Annotated in this window: 17 protein-coding genes and 1 pseudogene; 9 read left to right on the top strand and 9 right to left on the bottom strand. The window is 36.1% G+C overall.

The features are described 5' to 3' along the window. Window positions 1-2: 2 nt before the first annotated feature. The 7 genes and pseudogenes from ACFINF_RS07235 to ACFINF_RS07205 all read left to right on the top strand — a co-directional run. A complete protein-coding gene (locus tag ACFINF_RS07235) occupies window positions 3-431 on the top strand; it encodes a hypothetical protein (RefSeq protein ID WP_375620290.1) in 429 nt (142 codons plus the stop codon). 442 nt (window positions 432-873) lie between these two features. Continuing rightward, complete coding sequence (gene bet, locus ACFINF_RS07230; RefSeq protein WP_375620289.1) at window positions 874-1701, top strand: phage recombination protein Bet; 828 nt, start codon at window positions 874-876, stop codon at window positions 1699-1701. A 1-nt stretch (window position 1702) separates the two neighbouring features. After that, complete coding sequence (locus tag ACFINF_RS07225; protein WP_375620288.1) at window positions 1703-2326, top strand: lambda exonuclease family protein; 624 nt, start codon at window positions 1703-1705, stop codon at window positions 2324-2326. Between the two features lie 69 nt (window positions 2327-2395). Then, complete coding sequence (locus ACFINF_RS07220) at window positions 2396-2884, top strand: DUF488 family protein (protein WP_375620287.1); 489 nt, start codon at window positions 2396-2398, stop codon at window positions 2882-2884. A gap of 143 nt (window positions 2885-3027) precedes the next feature. Next, window positions 3028-3246, top strand: coding sequence for a hypothetical protein (locus ACFINF_RS07215; protein WP_273791657.1), 219 nt, complete (start codon window positions 3028-3030; stop codon window positions 3244-3246). Between the two features lie 6 nt (window positions 3247-3252). Then, on the top strand, window positions 3253-4296 hold the full coding sequence (locus tag ACFINF_RS07210) for a tyrosine-type recombinase/integrase (RefSeq protein WP_375620286.1): 1044 nt from the start codon (window positions 3253-3255) through the stop codon (window positions 4294-4296). Window positions 4297-4369: 73 nt separating this feature from the next. Further along, a pseudogene (locus tag ACFINF_RS07205) lies at window positions 4370-4631 on the top strand (integrase); the annotation flags it as partial. A 316-nt stretch (window positions 4632-4947) separates the two neighbouring features. On the opposite strand, the gene ACFINF_RS07200 reads toward ACFINF_RS07205, so the two are convergent. The 7 genes from ACFINF_RS07200 to parA all read right to left on the bottom strand — a co-directional run bounded on the left by ACFINF_RS07200 (window position 4948) and on the right by parA (window position 12080). After that, window positions 4948-5352, bottom strand: a complete 405-nt coding sequence (locus ACFINF_RS07200) for a flagellar protein FlgN (RefSeq protein WP_273788300.1) — start codon at window positions 5350-5352, stop codon at window positions 4948-4950. A 2716-nt stretch (window positions 5353-8068) separates the two neighbouring features. Further along, window positions 8069-8299 (bottom strand): hypothetical protein, encoded by a 231-nt coding sequence (locus ACFINF_RS07195; RefSeq protein ID WP_375620285.1) that lies wholly within the window; start codon window positions 8297-8299, stop codon window positions 8069-8071. Between the two features lie 877 nt (window positions 8300-9176). Then, window positions 9177-9395 (bottom strand): EexN family lipoprotein, encoded by a 219-nt coding sequence (locus ACFINF_RS07190; RefSeq protein ID WP_375620284.1) that lies wholly within the window; start codon window positions 9393-9395, stop codon window positions 9177-9179. A gap of 3 nt (window positions 9396-9398) precedes the next feature. Further along, window positions 9399-9668 (bottom strand): EexN family lipoprotein, encoded by a 270-nt coding sequence (locus ACFINF_RS07185; RefSeq protein ID WP_375620283.1) that lies wholly within the window; start codon window positions 9666-9668, stop codon window positions 9399-9401. A 186-nt stretch (window positions 9669-9854) separates the two neighbouring features. Beyond that, window positions 9855-10142, bottom strand: a complete 288-nt coding sequence (locus ACFINF_RS07180; RefSeq protein ID WP_375620282.1) for an EexN family lipoprotein — start codon at window positions 10140-10142, stop codon at window positions 9855-9857. A 1081-nt stretch (window positions 10143-11223) separates the two neighbouring features. Beyond that, on the bottom strand, window positions 11224-11454 hold the full coding sequence (locus ACFINF_RS07175; protein ID WP_375620281.1) for a plasmid partition protein ParG: 231 nt from the start codon (window positions 11452-11454) through the stop codon (window positions 11224-11226). Next, entirely contained in the window at window positions 11451-12080 is a 630-nt protein-coding gene (parA, locus tag ACFINF_RS07170; RefSeq protein ID WP_375620280.1) for a ParA family partition ATPase, read from the bottom strand. The genes ACFINF_RS07175 and parA overlap by 4 nt, the downstream gene beginning before the upstream one ends. Before the next feature lie 997 nt (window positions 12081-13077). Between parA and ACFINF_RS07165 the strand changes: the two genes are divergently transcribed. Further along, on the top strand, window positions 13078-13407 hold the full coding sequence (locus tag ACFINF_RS07165) for a TIGR01244 family sulfur transferase (RefSeq protein WP_375620279.1): 330 nt from the start codon (window positions 13078-13080) through the stop codon (window positions 13405-13407). A gap of 2107 nt (window positions 13408-15514) precedes the next feature. On the opposite strand, the gene ACFINF_RS07160 is transcribed toward ACFINF_RS07165, so the two are convergent. After that, window positions 15515-16516 carry a bifunctional riboflavin kinase/FAD synthetase gene (locus ACFINF_RS07160; RefSeq protein WP_375620278.1) on the bottom strand — a complete coding sequence of 334 codons (1002 nt, stop codon included), beginning with the start codon at window positions 16514-16516 and terminating at the stop codon, window positions 15515-15517. Next, the gene (locus ACFINF_RS07155; protein WP_375620277.1) at window positions 16516-17361 is read right to left on the bottom strand and encodes a TIGR01459 family HAD-type hydrolase; all 846 of its coding nucleotides are present in this window, start codon (window positions 17359-17361) and stop codon (window positions 16516-16518) included. Before ACFINF_RS07155 ends, ACFINF_RS07160 begins: the two co-directional genes overlap by 1 nt. A gap of 1132 nt (window positions 17362-18493) precedes the next feature. On the opposite strand from ACFINF_RS07155, the gene ACFINF_RS07150 reads away from it, so the two are divergent. After that, entirely contained in the window at window positions 18494-18829 is a 336-nt protein-coding gene (locus ACFINF_RS07150) for a helix-turn-helix domain-containing protein (RefSeq protein WP_375620276.1), read from the top strand. The last annotated feature ends 299 nt before the right edge of the window (window positions 18830-19128 follow it).

Below are 19128 nucleotides of genomic sequence, written 5' to 3'. Positions count from 1 at the left end.
AGATGAAAAAATACGAATTTACTGATGAAAAAATTGTGTTTGATGGAAGAACTCTTCACCGAATTAGAGCATTAAGAGACTTTGGATATGTCAAAAAAGGTGACCTAGGCGGCTTTATAGAAGGTGAGAGCAACTTAAGTCATGAAGGAGACTGTTGGGTTTATGATGATGCCATGGTTTATAGCGGTGCAAAAGTTTACAACAATGCCAAGGTATTTGATAACTCAAAAGTTTGTTATTTTGCAAATATTTATGAAAATGCAACAATTCATCATAACGCAAAAATATATGGTGGTCGTATTTTTGGAAAAGCACATGTTTACGAAAATGCAAGTGTTCATTGCAATGCAGAAGTGTATGGTAACGCACACATTTACGGAGATTCAGAGGTTCGTGGAGGCAGTATTATCACAACGAGCGAGAGAAGATAATTATTATGTATAGATATGAAATTAAACCTACTTTGTGTTCGCAGTTAGTTGTGAGAAATACCCACAATCCAGGTGAACTTTGTATAACGATCTCTGGAGATAAGGGCGAGCCCTATGTAGATACCATAATCTCTAAAGACAAAATAGATGCCTTCTTAAGTGAAGAGAATATCGTGCCAATGGAACTCATAGGATCGCAATGCTTTGCATTTTCATACGAATTCAGACCGTTTGCATGCACTAGATTTGAAATGATACCACCTAATTCAGATGAATCTTTCTTGTTGACGCTATATTCTGATCATTGTGCATATATAAAACGCATTCCAATTGATCGGATTGTACAACCTGTAAAGACAAAACTCTAACACCCCAAAACCAGCCTTTTAACAGATGCGTGATTCACGCCACAGGTGAATTGCGCGCAATGTAGGAAATCAAGATGACAAATTCCACTTTTTTAAAAGAAATGGCAGAAAAATATGGATTTTCTGCTGAAGAATTTCGAGCCACAATCATAAAAACTTGTATTGGAGATAAAAATGCTAATGTCATCACTGATGCAGAATTTGCCGTTTTTCTTTTTGTTGCCAATACTTATGGACTTAACCCTTTAACAAAAGAAATCTATGCATTCCCTAAAAAAGGCGGCGGCATCATACCCGTTGTTTCTATCGACGGTTGGATAAAGATCATCAAATCAAATCCTGACTTTGATGGCATGACCTTTCAAGATCAACTCAATGAGAATGGGAATATCATTGCTATCAAATGTGCTATTCGTCTCAAAGGGATTAAAGATCCTATCGAAGTCACCGAATATCTCAAAGAATGCGAACAAGCCCACAGTGAACCTTGGAAAAAATACCCCGCACGTATGTTGCGCCATAAAGCCACTATACAATGTGCTCGCTATGCTTTCGGGCTTTCCGGTATTTATGAAGAAGATGAAGCCGCACGTATCCATGAAGCAAACCATAACGTACAAACGAAGTTAGTTTCTTATGACGTGCTTACGCAAATCAAACAATTAATAAACATCACTCAAACAGAAGAAGAAAAAGTGCTTGAGTATGGACGAGTCCAAAAGCTTGAAGATCTTCCTGATGAAAGAGCACAAAGGATTTTGGATGTTTTGCAAAAGAGACAGCATGAAAAAGAACAATCTTTCCTACAACAAAAGCAAATAGAAGCGCCTATACAAGATGCCGAATATATTCACGTCCAAGATATAGAATATGCACCACAAGAACAAAGAACGGCGGTGTGAGATGAAACAAAGAACAGCAGAATGGTTCCAAGCACGCTTAGGTAAAGTCACCGCATCTAATGTTTACAACATTATCAGTAAGACAGCAAAAGGATTGCCTACAAGCAAATATGAAGACTACAAAATCAAACTCATAACAGAGCGCTTAACAGGCGAAACAAGCCCCTATTATGAAACTGAAGATATGCGTTGGGGTATTGAACATGAAGAAGATGCCTTGAGAGAATATGGCTTCATTTATGATGCCGATATAACAAAATGCGGCTTTATCCAACACCCCACAATCCAAATGGCGGGGGCTAGCCCCGATGGTCTCATTGGAGAAGACGGTTTAATCGAAGTCAAATGTCCGAGATCAGTAACACATATGCGCTTTTGTATAGGTGACGAAATCAAACCAGAATATCACGCACAAATGCAATTCCAAATGGCTTGTACAGAACGAAAATGGTGTGATTTCGTAAGCTATGACCCACGTTTTACGGGGGAATTCTTTCACTTACGCATGAAAGTCAAGCGTGTTCTCCGTGATGATCAACAAATTGAACAGATCAATCAAGCTGTTGAAGCCTTTTTAGCAGAGATAGAACGAGAGATACAACAACTCTCAACAAAAGCTGCTTAACCTTATGGGGGTGTTTTGTTCCCCGCATATCTACGAGCACCCCCACCCTTTTACATAAGGAAATTAAACGTGTGTAACATCAAACATATTATCATACAGCCTGCTAAAGATGAGGAATTTTGTTTTTTTACCATTGGCTATGAAGGTAGGTCCCTTGAGAATTATCTTAGTTGTCTCATAGAAAACAATATCAAAACTTTATGTGATGTTCGTAAAAATCCAATAAGTAGAAAACACGGATTTTCAAAAAGACAATTAGAGCAAGCTGTAAGCAACATTGATATTGAATATATGCATATGCCTGAACTTGGAATTACTTCTGAAAAACGAAGAAATTTGAAAACACAAAAAGATTATGACCGCCTTTTTGAAGATTATCAAAAGACAACTCTCAAGAATAATTCTTGTGCAATAAACAAATTATATCAAATTTTTTTAAACAAAAAGCGTGTTGCAATCACCTGTTTTGAAGCCAATGTATGCATATGTCACAGAGGACAACTCGCATTAGCTCTCACTCAATTGCCTGATTGGAAATATGAAATTAAGCACATCTAAAAAATAAACTTACAGATTTTTTACATATGGGGGTGCTTCTCTTCACAAATACCTCCTAGCACCCCCACCCTTTCCTAACAACTTTCAACACAAGCGTGATTCACGCCACACGTGAATTGCATCTCAATGTAAGGAGAAAAGATATGGCGCCTCGTCCAGCTGCTATAACGCAACCAGCCATTGCTCGCGCTTTAAGAGAAGCTAAAAAACAAGGTTGTGAACTCGTAGAAATCAAACCTACTGGTGAACTGCTTATCTATCTTAAATCCGATATTCCACTACCAAATTCAGTTAACCACCCCGACAAACTTTTAGATTTGTCAAAGAATGAATATTACGAAACCGCACTCTCTAAGATGTAAAATACCATGCCTAAACCACGTCCTCCTCATCTCGTTAAACAAATTACTCAACATGGCAAAATTGTATGGTATGTACGTATTGGTCATGGCAAACGCATTAGAATACGCGGTACCTATGGAACGCAAGAGTTTGTTGACAACTACAAAAGCGCACTTGCCGAGTTACAAGGACTTATACTTCCTAAATCAAAAACCGGTAAACTTGTTGAAGGTTCATTTGCATGGCTGCTTAAACAATACTTTAACAGCTCTAATTGGCATAGCTACTCTAATACTACAAAGAAACAAAAAGAATACATTCTTATGAAGATATGCGACTCCATAGGAAATATTCCATACCAAGCAATTGAAAAGAAACATATCATAGCCGGTGTTGAACGGCGCAAAGAAACACCAGCAATGGCTAGAAACTTTCTGAAAGCCCTTAATGGACTTTTTAATTGGGCAATTGATCAAGGTCTTTTGGAAAATAATCCAACTTTAGGCGTCAAAAAACCTCCTCTTAAAAATAAAAGCGGCTTTCCTGTTTGGACAGAAGAAGATGTTGAGAAATATTATCAAAGATGGTCCCATGGTACCCATGAACGCGTTTGGATTGATATTCTTCTGTATACGGGCTTACGTCGTGGTGATGCGGTTCGCATTGGCTGGAAAGATGTCAAAGACAATATTATTCATCTCAAAACAGAGAAAAGTAAATTCCAAACAGATGTCTTTCTACCTATTTTACCGGAATTAGCCAAAACGCTTGAAATTGGTCCTATTGGAGAAAAAACATTCATCTGTAGTAAAATGAATCAAAAATTCACCAAAGAAAGCTTTGGCGATACATTTAGAGACGCTTGTAATGCTGCTGGAATTAAAAAATCGGCGCATGGATTAAGAAAATTAGCAGCAACACGCGCAGCTAACTCTGGTGCAACAGTATCACAACTCAAAGCAATTTTTGGCTGGACAAATGATGCTATGGCATCTCTTTACACAAAGAGCGCAGACCGTAAAAGGTTAGCTATAGAGGCGATAAAAAAGCTTCAAAAAGATGAGGGATAGAGGCAAAAAAACTCAATAGAATCAAGATTCACCTATTCCCCCATATTAGACATAACTATTTTATTTTACTTGCTTTTTATATACCATTCACGGACACCACCATGAAATAGGATTGGGTGCCTTAAGAGATGTTTCTTAAAAAAGCACGTGAATTAGCAACACAATGATGTTCTGTTTTACATGAGGGTCGTGCCCCCATTAAAGAACGAGAGAAACAGAAGCGTGAAATAATGCGTAATCTTCATCATTTAACAGATAGTGCTTTAGATGCTTTTGAAAGACATAAAGCTAAATTAAAGGATGGTGGTACAGAGGGAAGCTTATTTCTAGCCCTTTATTCTTTCCCAATAAGATCGCCTCCCTAAACTAAAAAATGATACCCCCTATTAACTCAGTCTGCAAACAATACTCTGTAAATAATCCCCCTTCTCTTAGTCCTCTCCTCCCAGCTAGCTTCCCACAGCATGCAGTTCACATCACTACACCTTAAAAGACATTGTTTTAAGAACAGCGTTTTACAGTACAACAAATAATTTAAACACCCCAATGCGCTAAAACAAGTCTACTCACTAAACGCACTATTTATCCAAATAAACTGATCTACCTAATCATTGTCATCACTTAGGACAGCCAATATTCATCAGATTTGAATCATTCCTCTGTTTCTTTTACGCGTCCAGATAGTTGCATAGCTCTAGAAAGATCATTAACTGCATTTAAATGCGTTTGAAGCAATTCACTATTACGCTGTAATTTTTCTTGTAAATCAGACAACAAACTTTCAACCTCATGCTCAATATCTTGATTCATGTAGCGCTTTACATCGCTCATGGATTTATTAAGATCACGCAAACCACGTATTTTACATAAATTTATTTCTTCGTAATCTGGAACACCACTACTCTCTAGCATATTGCTTTCATAATCAACAACTTGAGCTAATCCTTTAACAGCAGCAACAAATTTTGTCATCGCCCAATCACGATCAATAAGATTATTGTCAAGAACTTTTGCTTTTGATGCAAAACTATCATCACCATATTGCACTACAGACATTTTTACTTCCCCTTCAACACTCTTGTTCAATCTTTCAAATGAGGGAGATTAAACAGGTTTTCTTCAATGCTGATACACTCAATAAAGCTCGTGGTGCAAACATTGCTCAAACAACAGCACGACAATCCCTCAAAGCGTATACCACTTCAACTTTCAACGCATTCTCTCAAAATTTTTCTTGCTTTGCTCCAAAACCATCATTGCAGCTATACTAATCCACCAAAACGCTATAAACTTAAGCCTTACGCAGCAATATCGAAAATTCCACACTTTCTCTGTCTATTTCGGTCTATTTTGCCTTACCGATTTTATCTTTTTTATCTTTGCCTATTTTATCACCAGCACGCTTTCAATAGAAAACAACAACGCTCCCCCGAGAACTTTGGTCATAAAAACTACCAGCCGACAAAAAACCGCAGCATATCAAAGACTTAAGCTCATTTTCAGCATTTTAACGATAGCAGCATCTTACCCTCCATAACCTTATGGCTTTCTCTGCACCTAAACTTGCATACCTTCTGGCACCCCATAAGATGGCACCCTACAAAATTAGTTTGCACCCATTCAAAAAGACACACCCCCCTCCTGCTCTTTCTGCACACATCCAGTATTCCGCATAAAAAACAAAAAGAATGCTCTTTTGAACAGATCAGCCATACAGAAATATTAAAAAAGACATCTTAAAATAGCTAAACAGCCATTAATCTCCCTTTTTTTATTATCATTCGCTTTTCTTTGCAATGAACAACTATATAAGATTTTTTGAACATTTTCAAGAGTTTCTTAGCCAATCAGTTCGATACGTCTTCAATCGCATATTCACGCGCTTGTTTTAAAGAAACATCTATAGTGCACCCAAGCCTATTTCACGCCGTGTCCCATGAATAATATAATGATAAATCCCCCATGACGTGTATAAAATCCATTGAGTACTGTCCATCTTTACGCTTAATAAAAGAAGCAAGCCAGCATCATCATATATTTTGCTAGCCCCTCATGTTGCGATACCCTTGGCACTTAAGTGCGGTTCATAAAAGCATACCTTTCTTGTACAGTTTCGCTCCGCATGGACCCTCCCCACTTGTAACTGCAAAAGACATGGTTTTGGTTGATTCAACCTAGAGCAGATTTAGAATGGAAAAATTTTACGGTATTCAGGGCTCTAATTCAAGTTGAATAACGATAGATTATTATTATAAATCAAAATATTATCCAATGCATAATACTTCACGCTCCCCACATTGATATTTTCAGAATTTCCACAACATCTTTCTTCACTCCATAACACAGTTTACTCTTAATATCGTGGCTTTACATGTGCTACTGGTATAAAAACATAGAAACAATCATTTTATAATCATAATCAAGGTACGATTTTTGTTACGAACTTTCTCTCATTCCCAACCTTCTAAATGCGGCTCTTCTCTTTCATAATCATCACATTTCAAATCTATTCCATGTTGAATAAATTAAAATCACTCGCTTGCACATCACAAACAGCGCCCTGATGTGTTGATAAAATACACTGAAAGAAAAATGCCTCTTATGGACCTTCTCAAATGCCAAGGTCTATAGTAAAGATTGGAAGCAAGCGTACAATGACAGTGACTTGCTCTTTCATAAGTGTAAAGATAGTAGTACTCTATAGATTTTTATATTATTTCACGAGAGCTTTACTGTTATACCATTCACATTTACCGTTATACCATTTACGAGTGTCATCGTAAAATGTTTGTCGTGTACATTGAGAGCTGTTTTTTTAACAAGTGCATAAATATGCAATAAAAATATACTAATATATAACATAAGTATATTTTATTTGGAACGTTCTTTTCTTTTGTGCAAAACATGCCCATTAGAGCAGCATTAACACTCTTGCTATGAGATAAACGATCAGAAAACATTTTTGTCTTCTTCCGCGCGCCTTAAAGGACCAAGATCTTAACTCAATCTGCGCTGTAAGCAGTCCGAATTTTTGCCAAGCGATCTTCTCTTGACTTTCCGCTCATGTGATTCACTTAAACGAAAAGCTCAACAAATAAACCTACAAATATTCATCGCACACTAAAAAATACTTAAACGTTCCAAGAAAACTTATATGCCTTATATTACCACTATAAATAACAGTGTTTTATAGCATAACAAGATAAAAAAGTTTTCTGCAACACAAAACCTACAAAATCAATTAATATTCTCTTTAAAACTTTCTTTTTTAGGATTCACAGTGCTCCAATTCCTCAAGCCTTCATAAAAAAGGAACGATTTTAAGCTTGTCGAATATATTGTATCTGAATATACTACAGATTGTGACATATTGTTATTCATAAAATCACCTCAAAAAACAGAAAGAGGTTTTTATGGCTGATCTCCTAAAAGCCGCTATACTTTATTCAACCTTGATTATCACCATGAATGCTTCTGTTGTTATTTTAGTTCTCGTAATAGAAATATACTAAGCATACTCTCTTGGCTTTTTGTAATCTGTGCAAATGATCATCTTAATTTTACATAAAATCAAAGCAAAATTTTAACTCTACAGATAAATCATACACCCAGTTTCAAACATCGCTTGCGACTATTTAAGTATTAATTCTGCTTTTTTTATGCATTTTTAACCATCAGTTTCCGTCTTTTCACGCTCCTTGAATCTCAACTTCATTCCCGCCTTAAAGAACTAAATTTTCTACCAGATCCGATTTGTAAATAATTTGTCTCCTTATTGAGTAAGTTCCTCTTGTTGCTCCTCTTCAGGGCATATCACAATTCTAAAGGAACATTTCAAGAAGCTTATGATAAATCCATTGAACACCATCATCATACACTTGCGAGGGAATAAACCAGCACCATCACACACCTTCCCAACACCAAATGTTGCAACAACCTTTAGTCCTTGAGATAATTCATAAAAGGCATTTTTACTTCTTACTTCAACAGTTTTTATCCACACGACTCTCCATGCTTGTAACGTGCAAGTAGATGATTTTAATTGATTCAACCTAAAACAGATTTTAACGAGATCCTTGTTCAACATAAAATAATTAAATTATCTTTATAAATCAAACTATTATTCAAAAAACATTCATCATACACTCGAGAACAAAAAATACCTCATATATAAAGTTTTACATGAGCTCCACCGCTCAACATGATAATATTATAACACAATTAAGATAAAAAATAGCAAGGGAAAACCTTGCAAGCTCAAAAAAGAGAGGGGAAAAATGAAAAGGCGTGGAGAGCGCTCAATTCCTCACACATCCAGCAAAACCGTCCTAGCAAAACTGCCTCACGTCTTAACTAATGTTATAATATTCTCAAATCAAAAGCAATTTTTTAAAATAGTTTGAGTATAAAACGATAATAATTCCATTCAGAATGTTTTTCTCTTTATTAAAACAGAGAAAAGTAAATTCCAAACAAATGTTTCCTCCCAATTTTTCAGAAATTAGCCGCAACGCTTAAAGCCGGTCTTAGTGTGATAAAACATTTATTTGTGACAAAGGCAGAAAAACACCCCAAAGCTAAATTCAATCTCATGTTTAAATACATGCAACCAAAATATTAAACAATCAGCGCATATTTTGAAAAATTAGCAATAACACGTAGCAACTCATTCGGATGCAATACTATCACAATTGAAAGCACTTTTTGGCTAGACAAATGACAGTATAGCATCCGTTTACACAAAGAGTACAGATCGTAAACAGCTAATTCTTGAAGTCATCAAAAGACTCTCTAAAAGTTAGAGAGATCCTAAAAAACGTAATGTAATCAATAACTAACCAATTCCTTATTGATCGAACAATTTATTGAATTTTATGTTTTTAATTAATGCCAAACATAAGTTCCATATACGCTTGTCTGGCATGTTGACAATTTTTAGATTTCTTTATAGACGATGGATCCATCTTTTCACATTTTTTTACCCACTCTTCGAGTAATGTTTTATCTTTCTTGAATTCGGCTACGCTGTAATTTTTTTCGCAACCAGCAACGACAAGTCCAGTACAAACCAGCAATGCTGTGATAATAATTTTATTCATGATTTAATTTTCCTCCTTTTTATCTTCGTTTTTTTTCTCGTCATCATGTACAAAGCTCGCACCAGGCCAATCTCGGGCATGAACTTCACGATACGCTTTATCTGCGTTTTTACAATTTTGAGAATCTAAACTCCCTGATATCATACATTTCATTGCCCATTGCTCGAATAATTTAGGATCTTTCTTAAACTCTGCTACGCTATAAGTTTTTTCACAACCAGCAACGACAAATCCAGTACAAACCAGCAATGTTGTAATAATGACTTTATTCATCAATAAATTCACCTTTTTTCAAATTTACAAAGTTTAGGACACAATTTAGGATCCCATTAAATTGTACATTCGGTTCATTGTGCATTTTCAAAAATTTTAAAATCGACTTCTGTACGCAATTTTTTCCAACCTATGATGATAAATCGCGTACAAAGAAAAACACCGCTATCAATATATTTTTATGATTTAATTGTTGTCCTGCTTTTTTTCAGTTTCATTCCCCTTTTTGCCACTTTCACGAAGTTTCTTTGCAAGATTTCTATAATGCTCTTGAAAAAGTTCCATATCGGCTTGCATGACATTTTGACAATTCTTGGTTGCAAAAGCAGAGGGGCCCATTTTATCGCATTTCTTTCCCCATTCTTGCATCAATTTTTTATCTTTCTTAAATTCCTCAACACTGTAGTTTTTTTCACAACCAACAGTAACAAGCCCCGTGCAAAGCAACAGCGCTGTTATACTGATCTTGTTCATGATTTAACCCCTCTCTTTGTTTTATATTTTATTAACAATATCTTTGGGGTCACATCCCCTCCTATATTGTGACCTTGCATCTAACTTTCCTTTGCAAATACGCACACTTTCAACTCAAACATGTTAAATCATGAAAACTGCTTCATTTATCAGACTTACATTTGTAGCATTATCTGCACGGCTGCTCTTTGTATTTGAAATATTTAAACTTCAGCAGTAATTTTGATATCTTGGCATTTTTCAAAAAGCTTTTAATCATTTTTTTCAAAAACCACTTCATCATGAGAAGTCGCACAAAATCTTATCAAAAATTCGTAATGCCTATATCCATTGCAAATTCCCTGCAAACGAAAGAATACACCTTTTAATCAACTGATTGCGCTCTTATCATTCCTTAAACCACCGGAAAAGAAAGAAAACTTTAAGTCCCCCTGCACTTTTTAAATACCAATAGAAATGCTAAAAAAGCGATCTTATACATTTCAATTGAAGCAAAAAAGCCTACCATTACGACTGGCATTAACTATTTAAGACTATAAAATCATATAAATGTAAGAAATACTGTCTATAATATGCTCAATGACTTCTTTTGTGTATTAGGAATAACTTATAGCGCGCCAATATCAGTAAATTTTATTTATTTTTATCCCCCCTTTATAAACATGAATATAATTTAATAAAATGAATCGCTGCATAACAGAAAAAAATAGTCAACGCTACTCTTAATTACATGATTTACGCATGTATTAAGTCAAATAAACAAAAAATAACCTGACGTTTAAAATCATTATAAAGAAACTTTTTATGGAAGAATAAACTTATCGATTCATCTAGCGATATAAGATCACAAGTAGTATGATGATTATCACATTTATAGGAAAAAGTTTGAAACGGAGAATTTTTCTCAAACTCATAGCTCTTTCATGAAATGATATAGAACCTTATGAAAAACAACTTAAATAAAGCAGCCCTTATAAAAAAGGAAGAGTGCTTTTATCATTATTAACTTCGTATAAAAACGACCGATATCATCTCTAGAAAAAGCATTCAACCAACGAAAACTTATTATCATATATCATTTTTACACTTTTCCGTATTTTTGTGAAAGCAATTCGCGCACCTCATCGGCTATTTTAGTTCCACGACTTGCACAACTTACCTTAATCAATCGATGCAAACTTTCTGGTATATCAATCGTGAGGCGCTTCATACCTCCACTCATGCTCCCTTTGGAGCTTCCTACCCATGCATCCGCCGTTAAAGGAATTGATTTATTCGTTGGTTTCGTGCCGATTTTAATTTTTTTATTCATCGCGCTAACTCCTTGATTTCCACTGCAACAGCTTCAATCTCTGCTGTTGCTGGTCCTTGCTTATCAACTTCATAAACCGCCTTCCCCTGTGCTGCTGCTTCTGCAAAAATCACGCGCTGCGCAACGCTAGAAGAAAGAACATGCACGGGGTATATGCCAAGGGCTTCGTTCACATCACGCCCTATCGCTGTATTGACTATTTTACGATTAATAACAAAAGCAGATTTAAGATTTTCTTTATAAACACGTGCTTCGTCAATCAGCTTTACAATTCCATCGGCTGCCCAAATATCATAGGGACTAGGCAAAACAGGTATAAGCACCAAATCCGAAGCCATAAGAGCACTACGAGCAAGATCAGTCACACGCGGAGGACCATCGATAATAATATGATCATAACCATGACCAATCTGTGTAATCTCTTTGTGAACCGTTGCACGTGGTAAACCAATAACCGAAAACAAAGGTGCATCTTCACGCGCAGCAGCCCAATCCAATGCGCTCCCCTGTGGATCAACATCAATAAGCAATACCCGTGCACCGGTACGCGCAAAACTGGCCGCAAGATTAACACTCAACGTAGTCTTTCCTACGCCTCCCTTTTGATTCAAAAGTCCAATGATCATTTATTACGCCTTTCAGCATTATCGTTTTTACGATTATACAGAAAGTAATAAAAGAAGCAAGCCTCCAATACGTGCAAAATAACCATTTCTCCTATTTTTAGGATAAAATGACAGCCCGCAATTTCGTCTTTATAATATTCTTTTGGCATGAGAAAAAACATTATGAAGATGATGTTCTTGAGAATAACAAAAATAAATTTAAACAAGAGACACACTCTTCTTCCCCCGCCCTAAAACGAAGATTCTTAAATCCATGTTGATCTGTGAACAATGCTCTGTAAATGATCCAGTTTCTTATCTCGCGCCTGCCCTTTGGGCTTCTCCCTTCATGCAATCCACTTAATGCAACTCCACAAACAAGCTTCACTCTGAATATACAACAAACTATAAGAAGCATTCATTGTTTTGCACGTTAAATGAGAGAGCCGAAATCAGGAAGATTCTCTCATTTCATGCCCTCTGATATTAAATCAATCAAAATCATGTCTCTTGTACGTTACAAGCGGGGCTGGCGTATAGGTAAAACACCTAAAGAAAGAATAAAATGCTTCTTATAAACCGCCTCAAAAGCCAAGAACTGTAGTAACATTGGGGGCTACAAATATAACAATGGTGCCAACTTACTTCTTCATAAGCGTAAAGAGGGTGGTGATCAATGAATTTTATACTCTTTACGCTCGACAGGGTAAAATGGGCTTAAGAAAAATAAGGATACCACTAGCAAACGTGTGAACAAGCAACACAATGGAATGTCTATGTTTGGTAAACATAATAGATTATCCATAAAGACCAAACAGCCGTCTTTCATAAGGTTGAATAACGAACATGTTGCGGAGTGAGATATTTTGCATCTTACAGCTCATTTTCCCCAAATAGATTTTCTCGACAAAAAGAATATTTTTGTTAAGATGCCATTGAAAAACTTACCTTTATTATGTTCTTTTATATACCAGACTAGAGAATATCATAAAGATCGTGCGATCGAGAATAAATAAAAATGAATTTACAACAAATTGAACCTGATATTTTTATCAGTGCCCAAATTAGCATAGAAAATATCAAAATATTGGCACAAGCTGGCTTTAAAACAATTATCTGCAACCGCCCCGATCACGAGGAGCTTCATCAACCTGACTTTTCTAGCATTAGAACGGTCGCAAATGAATATGGTATAAAAGCCTATCACATTCCCATTTCTCCTCCAACTATAGAAAAGTCAGCTGTTGAAGCCATGCAAACAATTTTAAAAACAGCCCCCCTCCCTCTTCTTGCCTATTGCCATCACGGAGCACGCTCGCTGCATCTTTATCGTTTAGCACGTCTTTAAACATAGGTTTCATGCACTTCCTCCTCGCCTTAAAAGATGAAGACACTTAAATACACATCGATCTGTAAAAAATAATTTGTTAATAATCTTTGTCTTGCGCTTTCTACTCAGGCTTCGCCCACTTCATAAAGCTCTATAAGCAAACTGTGCTGTTAAATATACAACAAGCATGCACACCTGAAGCCATAAAATGCATGAAAATTCATCTGATAATCAAGGAATTTTATTTTCACTTCACCTTTTATCACTGCTTCACCTTCTTCGTCTCTCCCTTTACCAGTACGAGCTCATTCGTACACCATAGACACTAAAACAAAAGTAAAACCACTCAGAAAACCCATATTCCGTATAACAGGCATGAAAAATATTTTATAAAAAAGCTGTAAGCCATAATCTATGCTTAATTTCAACATATTGATTTATGACAATTAATTATTTTGCACATTGAGTGAGAAACCCTAATACCGTAAGATTCTCTCATCTTAAGTTTATTTATAGTGAATCAATCAAAAGCGTTTTTCTTGCATGTCACAAGCAGGAAGAGTTCGTGTGAAATAAAACGAGTTAAGAAAAAATCCCTCTCATAAACGCTCTCAAATAGCCGAGACTGTACAACACTGAAGAAAGGCTTATCAATATAACTAATGATACCGGATTGCTCTTTTATTAGGCATAAAAATGATAGTGCTCAACGGAGCTTGCAAGATACCGTTCATGAATGCCATCATGAAAATGGATATGGGAAGCGTTGAGAGATATTGCTTTAAAACAAGCGCATAAATTAGCAACACAAGTATATTCCAGCATTTTATTTTACCTGTGGAACGTGATAGCCTATTCAAAGAACAAGAAAAGCCTGAAACTGTTATTTTCATGATTTAAGAGATATTGCTCTGGATACTTTTGAAAGTGGCAAAGCCGAATTTAAAAAAGACAGTCATCTGGACTGATTTCCCCTTTTATAACTTCATATTTTTCTCCAATAAGGCTGTAGATTGATTTCAGAGATTATCCAAATGAATATGGCAATAGGACTCTCCCCATCTGGTATATAAAAGCTGTAACAGCAAAGAGAGCACTAAAACGCCTTAATCTTTGTCTCAAACATCCTGCTCGCGTTGAGGATCGCTAAAGCAAAAGTTTTATGAGAAAAACAACACCATAAAGTCATGAATAAACCGAGCATAGATTGTAAAGATGTCCCAACTTTTATCCAACACTTCTATCAAAAAACAACAAGACATAATTGGCTTTGCATTTTCATACGCTTACAAGACTGCCTTCCCGTTGCATTATAGGCGTTATATTTGTGAAGGACAAAGGAGATATATGGACAATTCTTTGTTTGAGAATCTGAAAGATTTACGTATTACGACAACCAAATTGTGCCTTTATCAATCAAAAGCATTTAAAAATTTTTGAAACAAGTACACCTGCTTTCTCGCAATGATTTCTTTTTTTCTGCAATCGATCGTAGTCTCCTTAATGTAAATTTCCTGTCACAATATACGAGAGAAACGAGACTTACAGAATTTTCCATCAGCTTCATTCTCGTTTACATAATTGGTTAGTACAAAACCGCTGCTCTACTTCACGAGACTCAACAAACAAACCTTTTTTAAAAATATTCATCATATGATACCAAATATCACGTGCGTAAGGTTTTACATAAACCCGATACCATCATAAAAGACGATACGGCATAATAAAACAAATTAGAAAAAAGAGACCATAAATTTTTGAAATAAAAAAGTCGTCGATTAAATTTTATCAAACTATAAGCTTAAAATCGCAATAAATTTTAAAAACAGCCTTTTTCCCTCTTCACGTCTATTATTGCCAAATAGGCTGGAGCTTATTCTTTACTGCATCTTTTATGATGGGTTTTAACGGATCAGAAAGAAACAAGCAGTAAACTGTTGAATGACAACAAAAGCCATACAATGAACTTTGAAAAAGATAATGCCAAAATCAGATATTCAGATATTCGATTCTCCCTCTCAACAACGGAAACAACATACATTCCACGATGTTTTGGAATATCTCTTTGTGATTATAATCACTTTAAGTGCTATTTTTACGGCTCTTCTCTCTTTTTCAGATAAGTTTAGGGCATATTTTTAAAAGTAAGCAGCCTATCCAACTTTGATAATGGGTGTACTGTCTTTAAAATTTCTTTTGCTTTTTTTTCATCACGGTGCATTTGTGCAATCAAAGGTTCAAGCCCATCAAATTTTTCTTGTCCTCGCAAAAACTGGAAAAAAGAAACGGTACAGCTTTCCCCATAAAGGTCGTCATTAAAGTCAAATAAATAGGTTTCCAAAAGTGGCGCACCATCTTTAACAACCGTCGGACGACAACCAAAGCTTGCAACACCATCATACCAAAAACCATTCGCACGACGCAAACGTACCGCATAAACACCATGAGCCAAACGAACTTGGAGAGGCAACATTTGATTAGCGGTAGGAAATCCCAAAAGACGTCCAAGTTTATCGCCTTGAATAATATTGGAGCATACCCGATAGTGATACCCTAATAAATGGGCCGCTTTTTCTACTTTCCCTTGTGAGAGAAGCTGCCGAATAAAACTAGAGGAAATAATCAACTGTTGTGAATCTTGAAGACGCGAAACGCAAGGAACTTGCACAACCTCAAATCCATATTTCTTTCCCCTTTGGTAAAGAAGATGTGAATTTCCACTTTTCTGATGACCAAATTGAAAATTTTCCCCTGTCACCACAACTGAAACATCAAAAGCCTGTTTTAAAATCGATTTGATAAATTCATCCGCTGAAAGAGTGGCAAAGTGTGCATCAAAGGGCTGTTCAATCACGCCATTAAAACCAAGGGCTTTAAAAATTTCAGCTTTTTCAGCTGCCTCTGTCAAACGATAGACAGGAGCTGAACGTTGAAAAAAACTTCTTGGATGTGGTTCAAAGGTTAAAACAACTGCTGGTTTCTTTTTTATTCGCGCGAAATCAAGCGCTTTTTGCAACACCACCTGATGTCCGCAATGAACACCATCAAAATTTCCAAGTGCCAACACGGCTCCCCGCCAAGCCGAGGGAAACATGTGAATCCCCTGAAGACGCAAAAAATTAGCCATTACTGAAGTGCCCACATGATTGCTTGTGGCTTATAACCATGATGTTCAAGAAAAGAATGCAAAGCTTGCTTATCCACCACACCATTTTGCGTATAATCATAATGATGAATCCCCCCCATAATATAAAGGGCATCAAGACCAAAATGAACCGCCCCCTTAATATCCGTCAAAAGACCATCACCAATAGCTAAAACTTGACTTTTTTCCACACTTCCACGAATTTTTTGAAGTTTTTCAAAGGCACACTCATAAATAGGCGCGTGAGGTTTTCCAGCAATGCGTACCTCCCCCCCTAATTGTTGATAAAGACGCGCCAATGCACCTGCGCACCAAAATTCTTTATTTCCATAATGGACAATCACATCAGGATTAGCACAAATAAAAGGTAAATTCCGCGCCCGCATGCGAAGAAACATCTCCTCATAAGCAGAGGGTTCTTCGTCAAAATCTTCAAGAAAACCACTACAGACGACAACAGAAGCCTCCCATTCTTCAACAAATTCACACTCTAACCCTTCAAACAGCACCAAATCACGTTGTGAACCAATAAAAAAAACTTTACGCGGAGCAGTCCGAATGAGATCGCGCGTTACATCCCCTGAAGTGATAATGGCATCATAATAGTCACGATGAACATTCATGCTTTGTAATTGAGCGGCAACATCTTCCCGTAGCCGAGGAGAATTGGTTAATAAAATAACACTTTTTCCCATTTTTCGAATTTTATACAATGCTTTCAATGCTGGTTCAAATGCATGTACACCGTTATGCACAACACCCCATACATCACAAAAAACAGCATCATAATGCGTTATAATAGTCTCAATATGAGTAAGTTCATTCATGGTGCACCTATCTTTATTTATCATTTAAAGCTGTCTTTTATTTCAAAACTACTTACCGAAAGATAATACTTGTGTCATCTGCTTTCTCAAACCATATTCCAACTTTGCATCGCTTATAGCAATCATAAGAAATGACAAAATAAATAAGTTATCGTTAAGTTGTGCAAAGTTCTAAAACGCTTTATATCAAAAGCTTATCATTCCACAATGCTCATTTTTCTCATAAAAACTTTAATTCTAACAATAACTGCGTTGATACAGTTTTTTATCTAAAACACGCACATTCTTAAAAACGAACAAAAAACTCCTTAAAAAAACGCTTCCTTAAGTATAGAATTATTGATTTATAATAATAATTTATTATTCATACATAATGAGAAAAAAATATCTTTTCTCATTTCAAATCTGTTTATATTGAATCAATCAAAATTATTCGCTTGCACATTATAAGCGGGATGAGCGTATAAATAAAAACACGTGAAGAGAGAAAAAATAGCTTTTATCTCATTCATCGAGGCTTTTACGTTATACACTTTACGAAACGCCATTCGTGAAATGGGCGCTAACATTGAGAAAGATCTTCTTAAACAAACATATGGATATACAACAACCAAATCTATTCTGTTTTGATTTTATTTTGCATGAGGGCTCTTTACTCATAAAAGCTTTCCCCTATCATCATGATATCTCAGACGCATCAAACAAGTCATTTTGGTTATTGGTTAAGAACAGCACCATAGGCGGTGCCTTGAGCTTAAAAACCAAGGTTTACCTTTGTAAAAAGCGAATCTGAAAACACGAGTTTAGTAAGCGGGTTTTAAAAAGTTGAAAGGCAAATAACCTCTCATTTAAAAAATCTATCCGTCTCAAGAAAAACTATTTTTATTGCCAATCTCCTAAAATTACTTTACTAATTAGAAAATGTATTGGTCGTATACGCAACGACCAATAGGGCCTTGAAAACCCGAAACCCTAGCGTAAAAATAAACCCACTGTGTGGGTATCCCGGAATTCCGGGAGATTTTGCTATGTCCAGGTGCCCCAAGCACTAAAAGCAAAATGCTGACTAGGGTTCAGTGTTTTCAAGCTCCCGGAATACCAATGCGAGGGCGCTCGCAACCGGAGGGGGAAAATGCAAACTCAAAATCTTAATATTGATCTTTTTGTAGGCAAAAAAATTCGCTTTAGGCGAAAAATGCTCAAAATGTCTCAAAAAACATTAGGGCATCATTTAGGTGTCACTTTCCAACAAATCCAAAAGTATGAAAAAGGCTTAAATCGCGTGAGCGCGGGACGTTTAAAGGAAATTTCCGATATATTGGATGTCCCTATTGCCTTTTTTTACGCTGATATCATCATAAAAAAACACATCCCGTATCATTATGATGAAATTGTAGCGAGCAAAGAGGAATATTTGCTTTTAAAAAGATTTAGAATTCTCACATCTGTCAAACAAAAAGCAATTTAAAATTAATTTCTGATCAAAATTAAAACCTTTAAAAACATAAGTATAGGGTGCTACACGCCCTATTCTTGGCTTCCTTCCCACACATTAAAGGATGCCCCCCCTTCTTAAACCGGTTGATGAATAATCCGCCTTCTCAAAAATAGCTCCTTCTCAGCTTCCCATTTCATATGGTTCCTTTCACAAAATTATACAAGAAAGCCCTCTCTTGAATATTCACCACACTCTCTCATCAAAACACCCCATGCATAAAGTTTTTATGCCTTACACCACACCTCAAGCGATGATGTTTTTACAGCACA

The sequence above is a fragment of the Bartonella sp. TS25HLJMH genome, assembly GCF_042193505.1.
GTDB classification, from domain to species: domain Bacteria; phylum Pseudomonadota; class Alphaproteobacteria; order Rhizobiales; family Rhizobiaceae; genus Bartonella; species Bartonella grahamii.
Note: the sequence above shows the minus strand (reverse complement) of the source record. Positions and strands in the feature narration are given on the sequence as shown.

What these genes read in the sequence shown, in the direction of transcription:
- ACFINF_RS07165 (WP_375620279.1), top strand. Translation starts at nt 13,078, where the DNA reads ATGAATTTACAACAAATTGAACCTGATATTTTTATCAGTGCCCAAATT.
- ACFINF_RS07225 (WP_375620288.1), top strand. Translation starts at nt 1,703, where the DNA reads ATGAAACAAAGAACAGCAGAATGGTTCCAAGCACGCTTAGGTAAAGTC.
- ACFINF_RS07200 (WP_273788300.1), bottom strand. Translation starts at nt 5,352, where the DNA reads ATGTCTGTAGTGCAATATGGTGATGATAGTTTTGCATCAAAAGCAAAA.
- ACFINF_RS07175 (WP_375620281.1), bottom strand. Translation starts at nt 11,454, where the DNA reads ATGAATAAAAAAATTAAAATCGGCACGAAACCAACGAATAAATCAATT.
- ACFINF_RS07185 (WP_375620283.1), bottom strand. Translation starts at nt 9,668, where the DNA reads ATGAATAAAGTCATTATTACAACATTGCTGGTTTGTACTGGATTTGTC.
- ACFINF_RS07215 (WP_273791657.1), top strand. Translation starts at nt 3,028, where the DNA reads ATGGCGCCTCGTCCAGCTGCTATAACGCAACCAGCCATTGCTCGCGCT.
- ACFINF_RS07190 (WP_375620284.1), bottom strand. Translation starts at nt 9,395, where the DNA reads ATGAATAAAATTATTATCACAGCATTGCTGGTTTGTACTGGACTTGTC.
- ACFINF_RS07155 (WP_375620277.1), bottom strand. Translation starts at nt 17,361, where the DNA reads ATGAATGAACTTACTCATATTGAGACTATTATAACGCATTATGATGCT.
- parA (WP_375620280.1), bottom strand. Translation starts at nt 12,080, where the DNA reads ATGATCATTGGACTTTTGAATCAAAAGGGAGGCGTAGGAAAGACTACG.
- bet (WP_375620289.1), top strand. Translation starts at nt 874, where the DNA reads ATGACAAATTCCACTTTTTTAAAAGAAATGGCAGAAAAATATGGATTT.
- ACFINF_RS07160 (WP_375620278.1), bottom strand. Translation starts at nt 16,516, where the DNA reads ATGGCTAATTTTTTGCGTCTTCAGGGGATTCACATGTTTCCCTCGGCT.
- ACFINF_RS07235 (WP_375620290.1), top strand. Translation starts at nt 3, where the DNA reads ATGAAAAAATACGAATTTACTGATGAAAAAATTGTGTTTGATGGAAGA.
- ACFINF_RS07180 (WP_375620282.1), bottom strand. Translation starts at nt 10,142, where the DNA reads ATGAACAAGATCAGTATAACAGCGCTGTTGCTTTGCACGGGGCTTGTT.
- ACFINF_RS07150 (WP_375620276.1), top strand. Translation starts at nt 18,494, where the DNA reads ATGCAAACTCAAAATCTTAATATTGATCTTTTTGTAGGCAAAAAAATT.
- ACFINF_RS07210 (WP_375620286.1), top strand. Translation starts at nt 3,253, where the DNA reads ATGCCTAAACCACGTCCTCCTCATCTCGTTAAACAAATTACTCAACAT.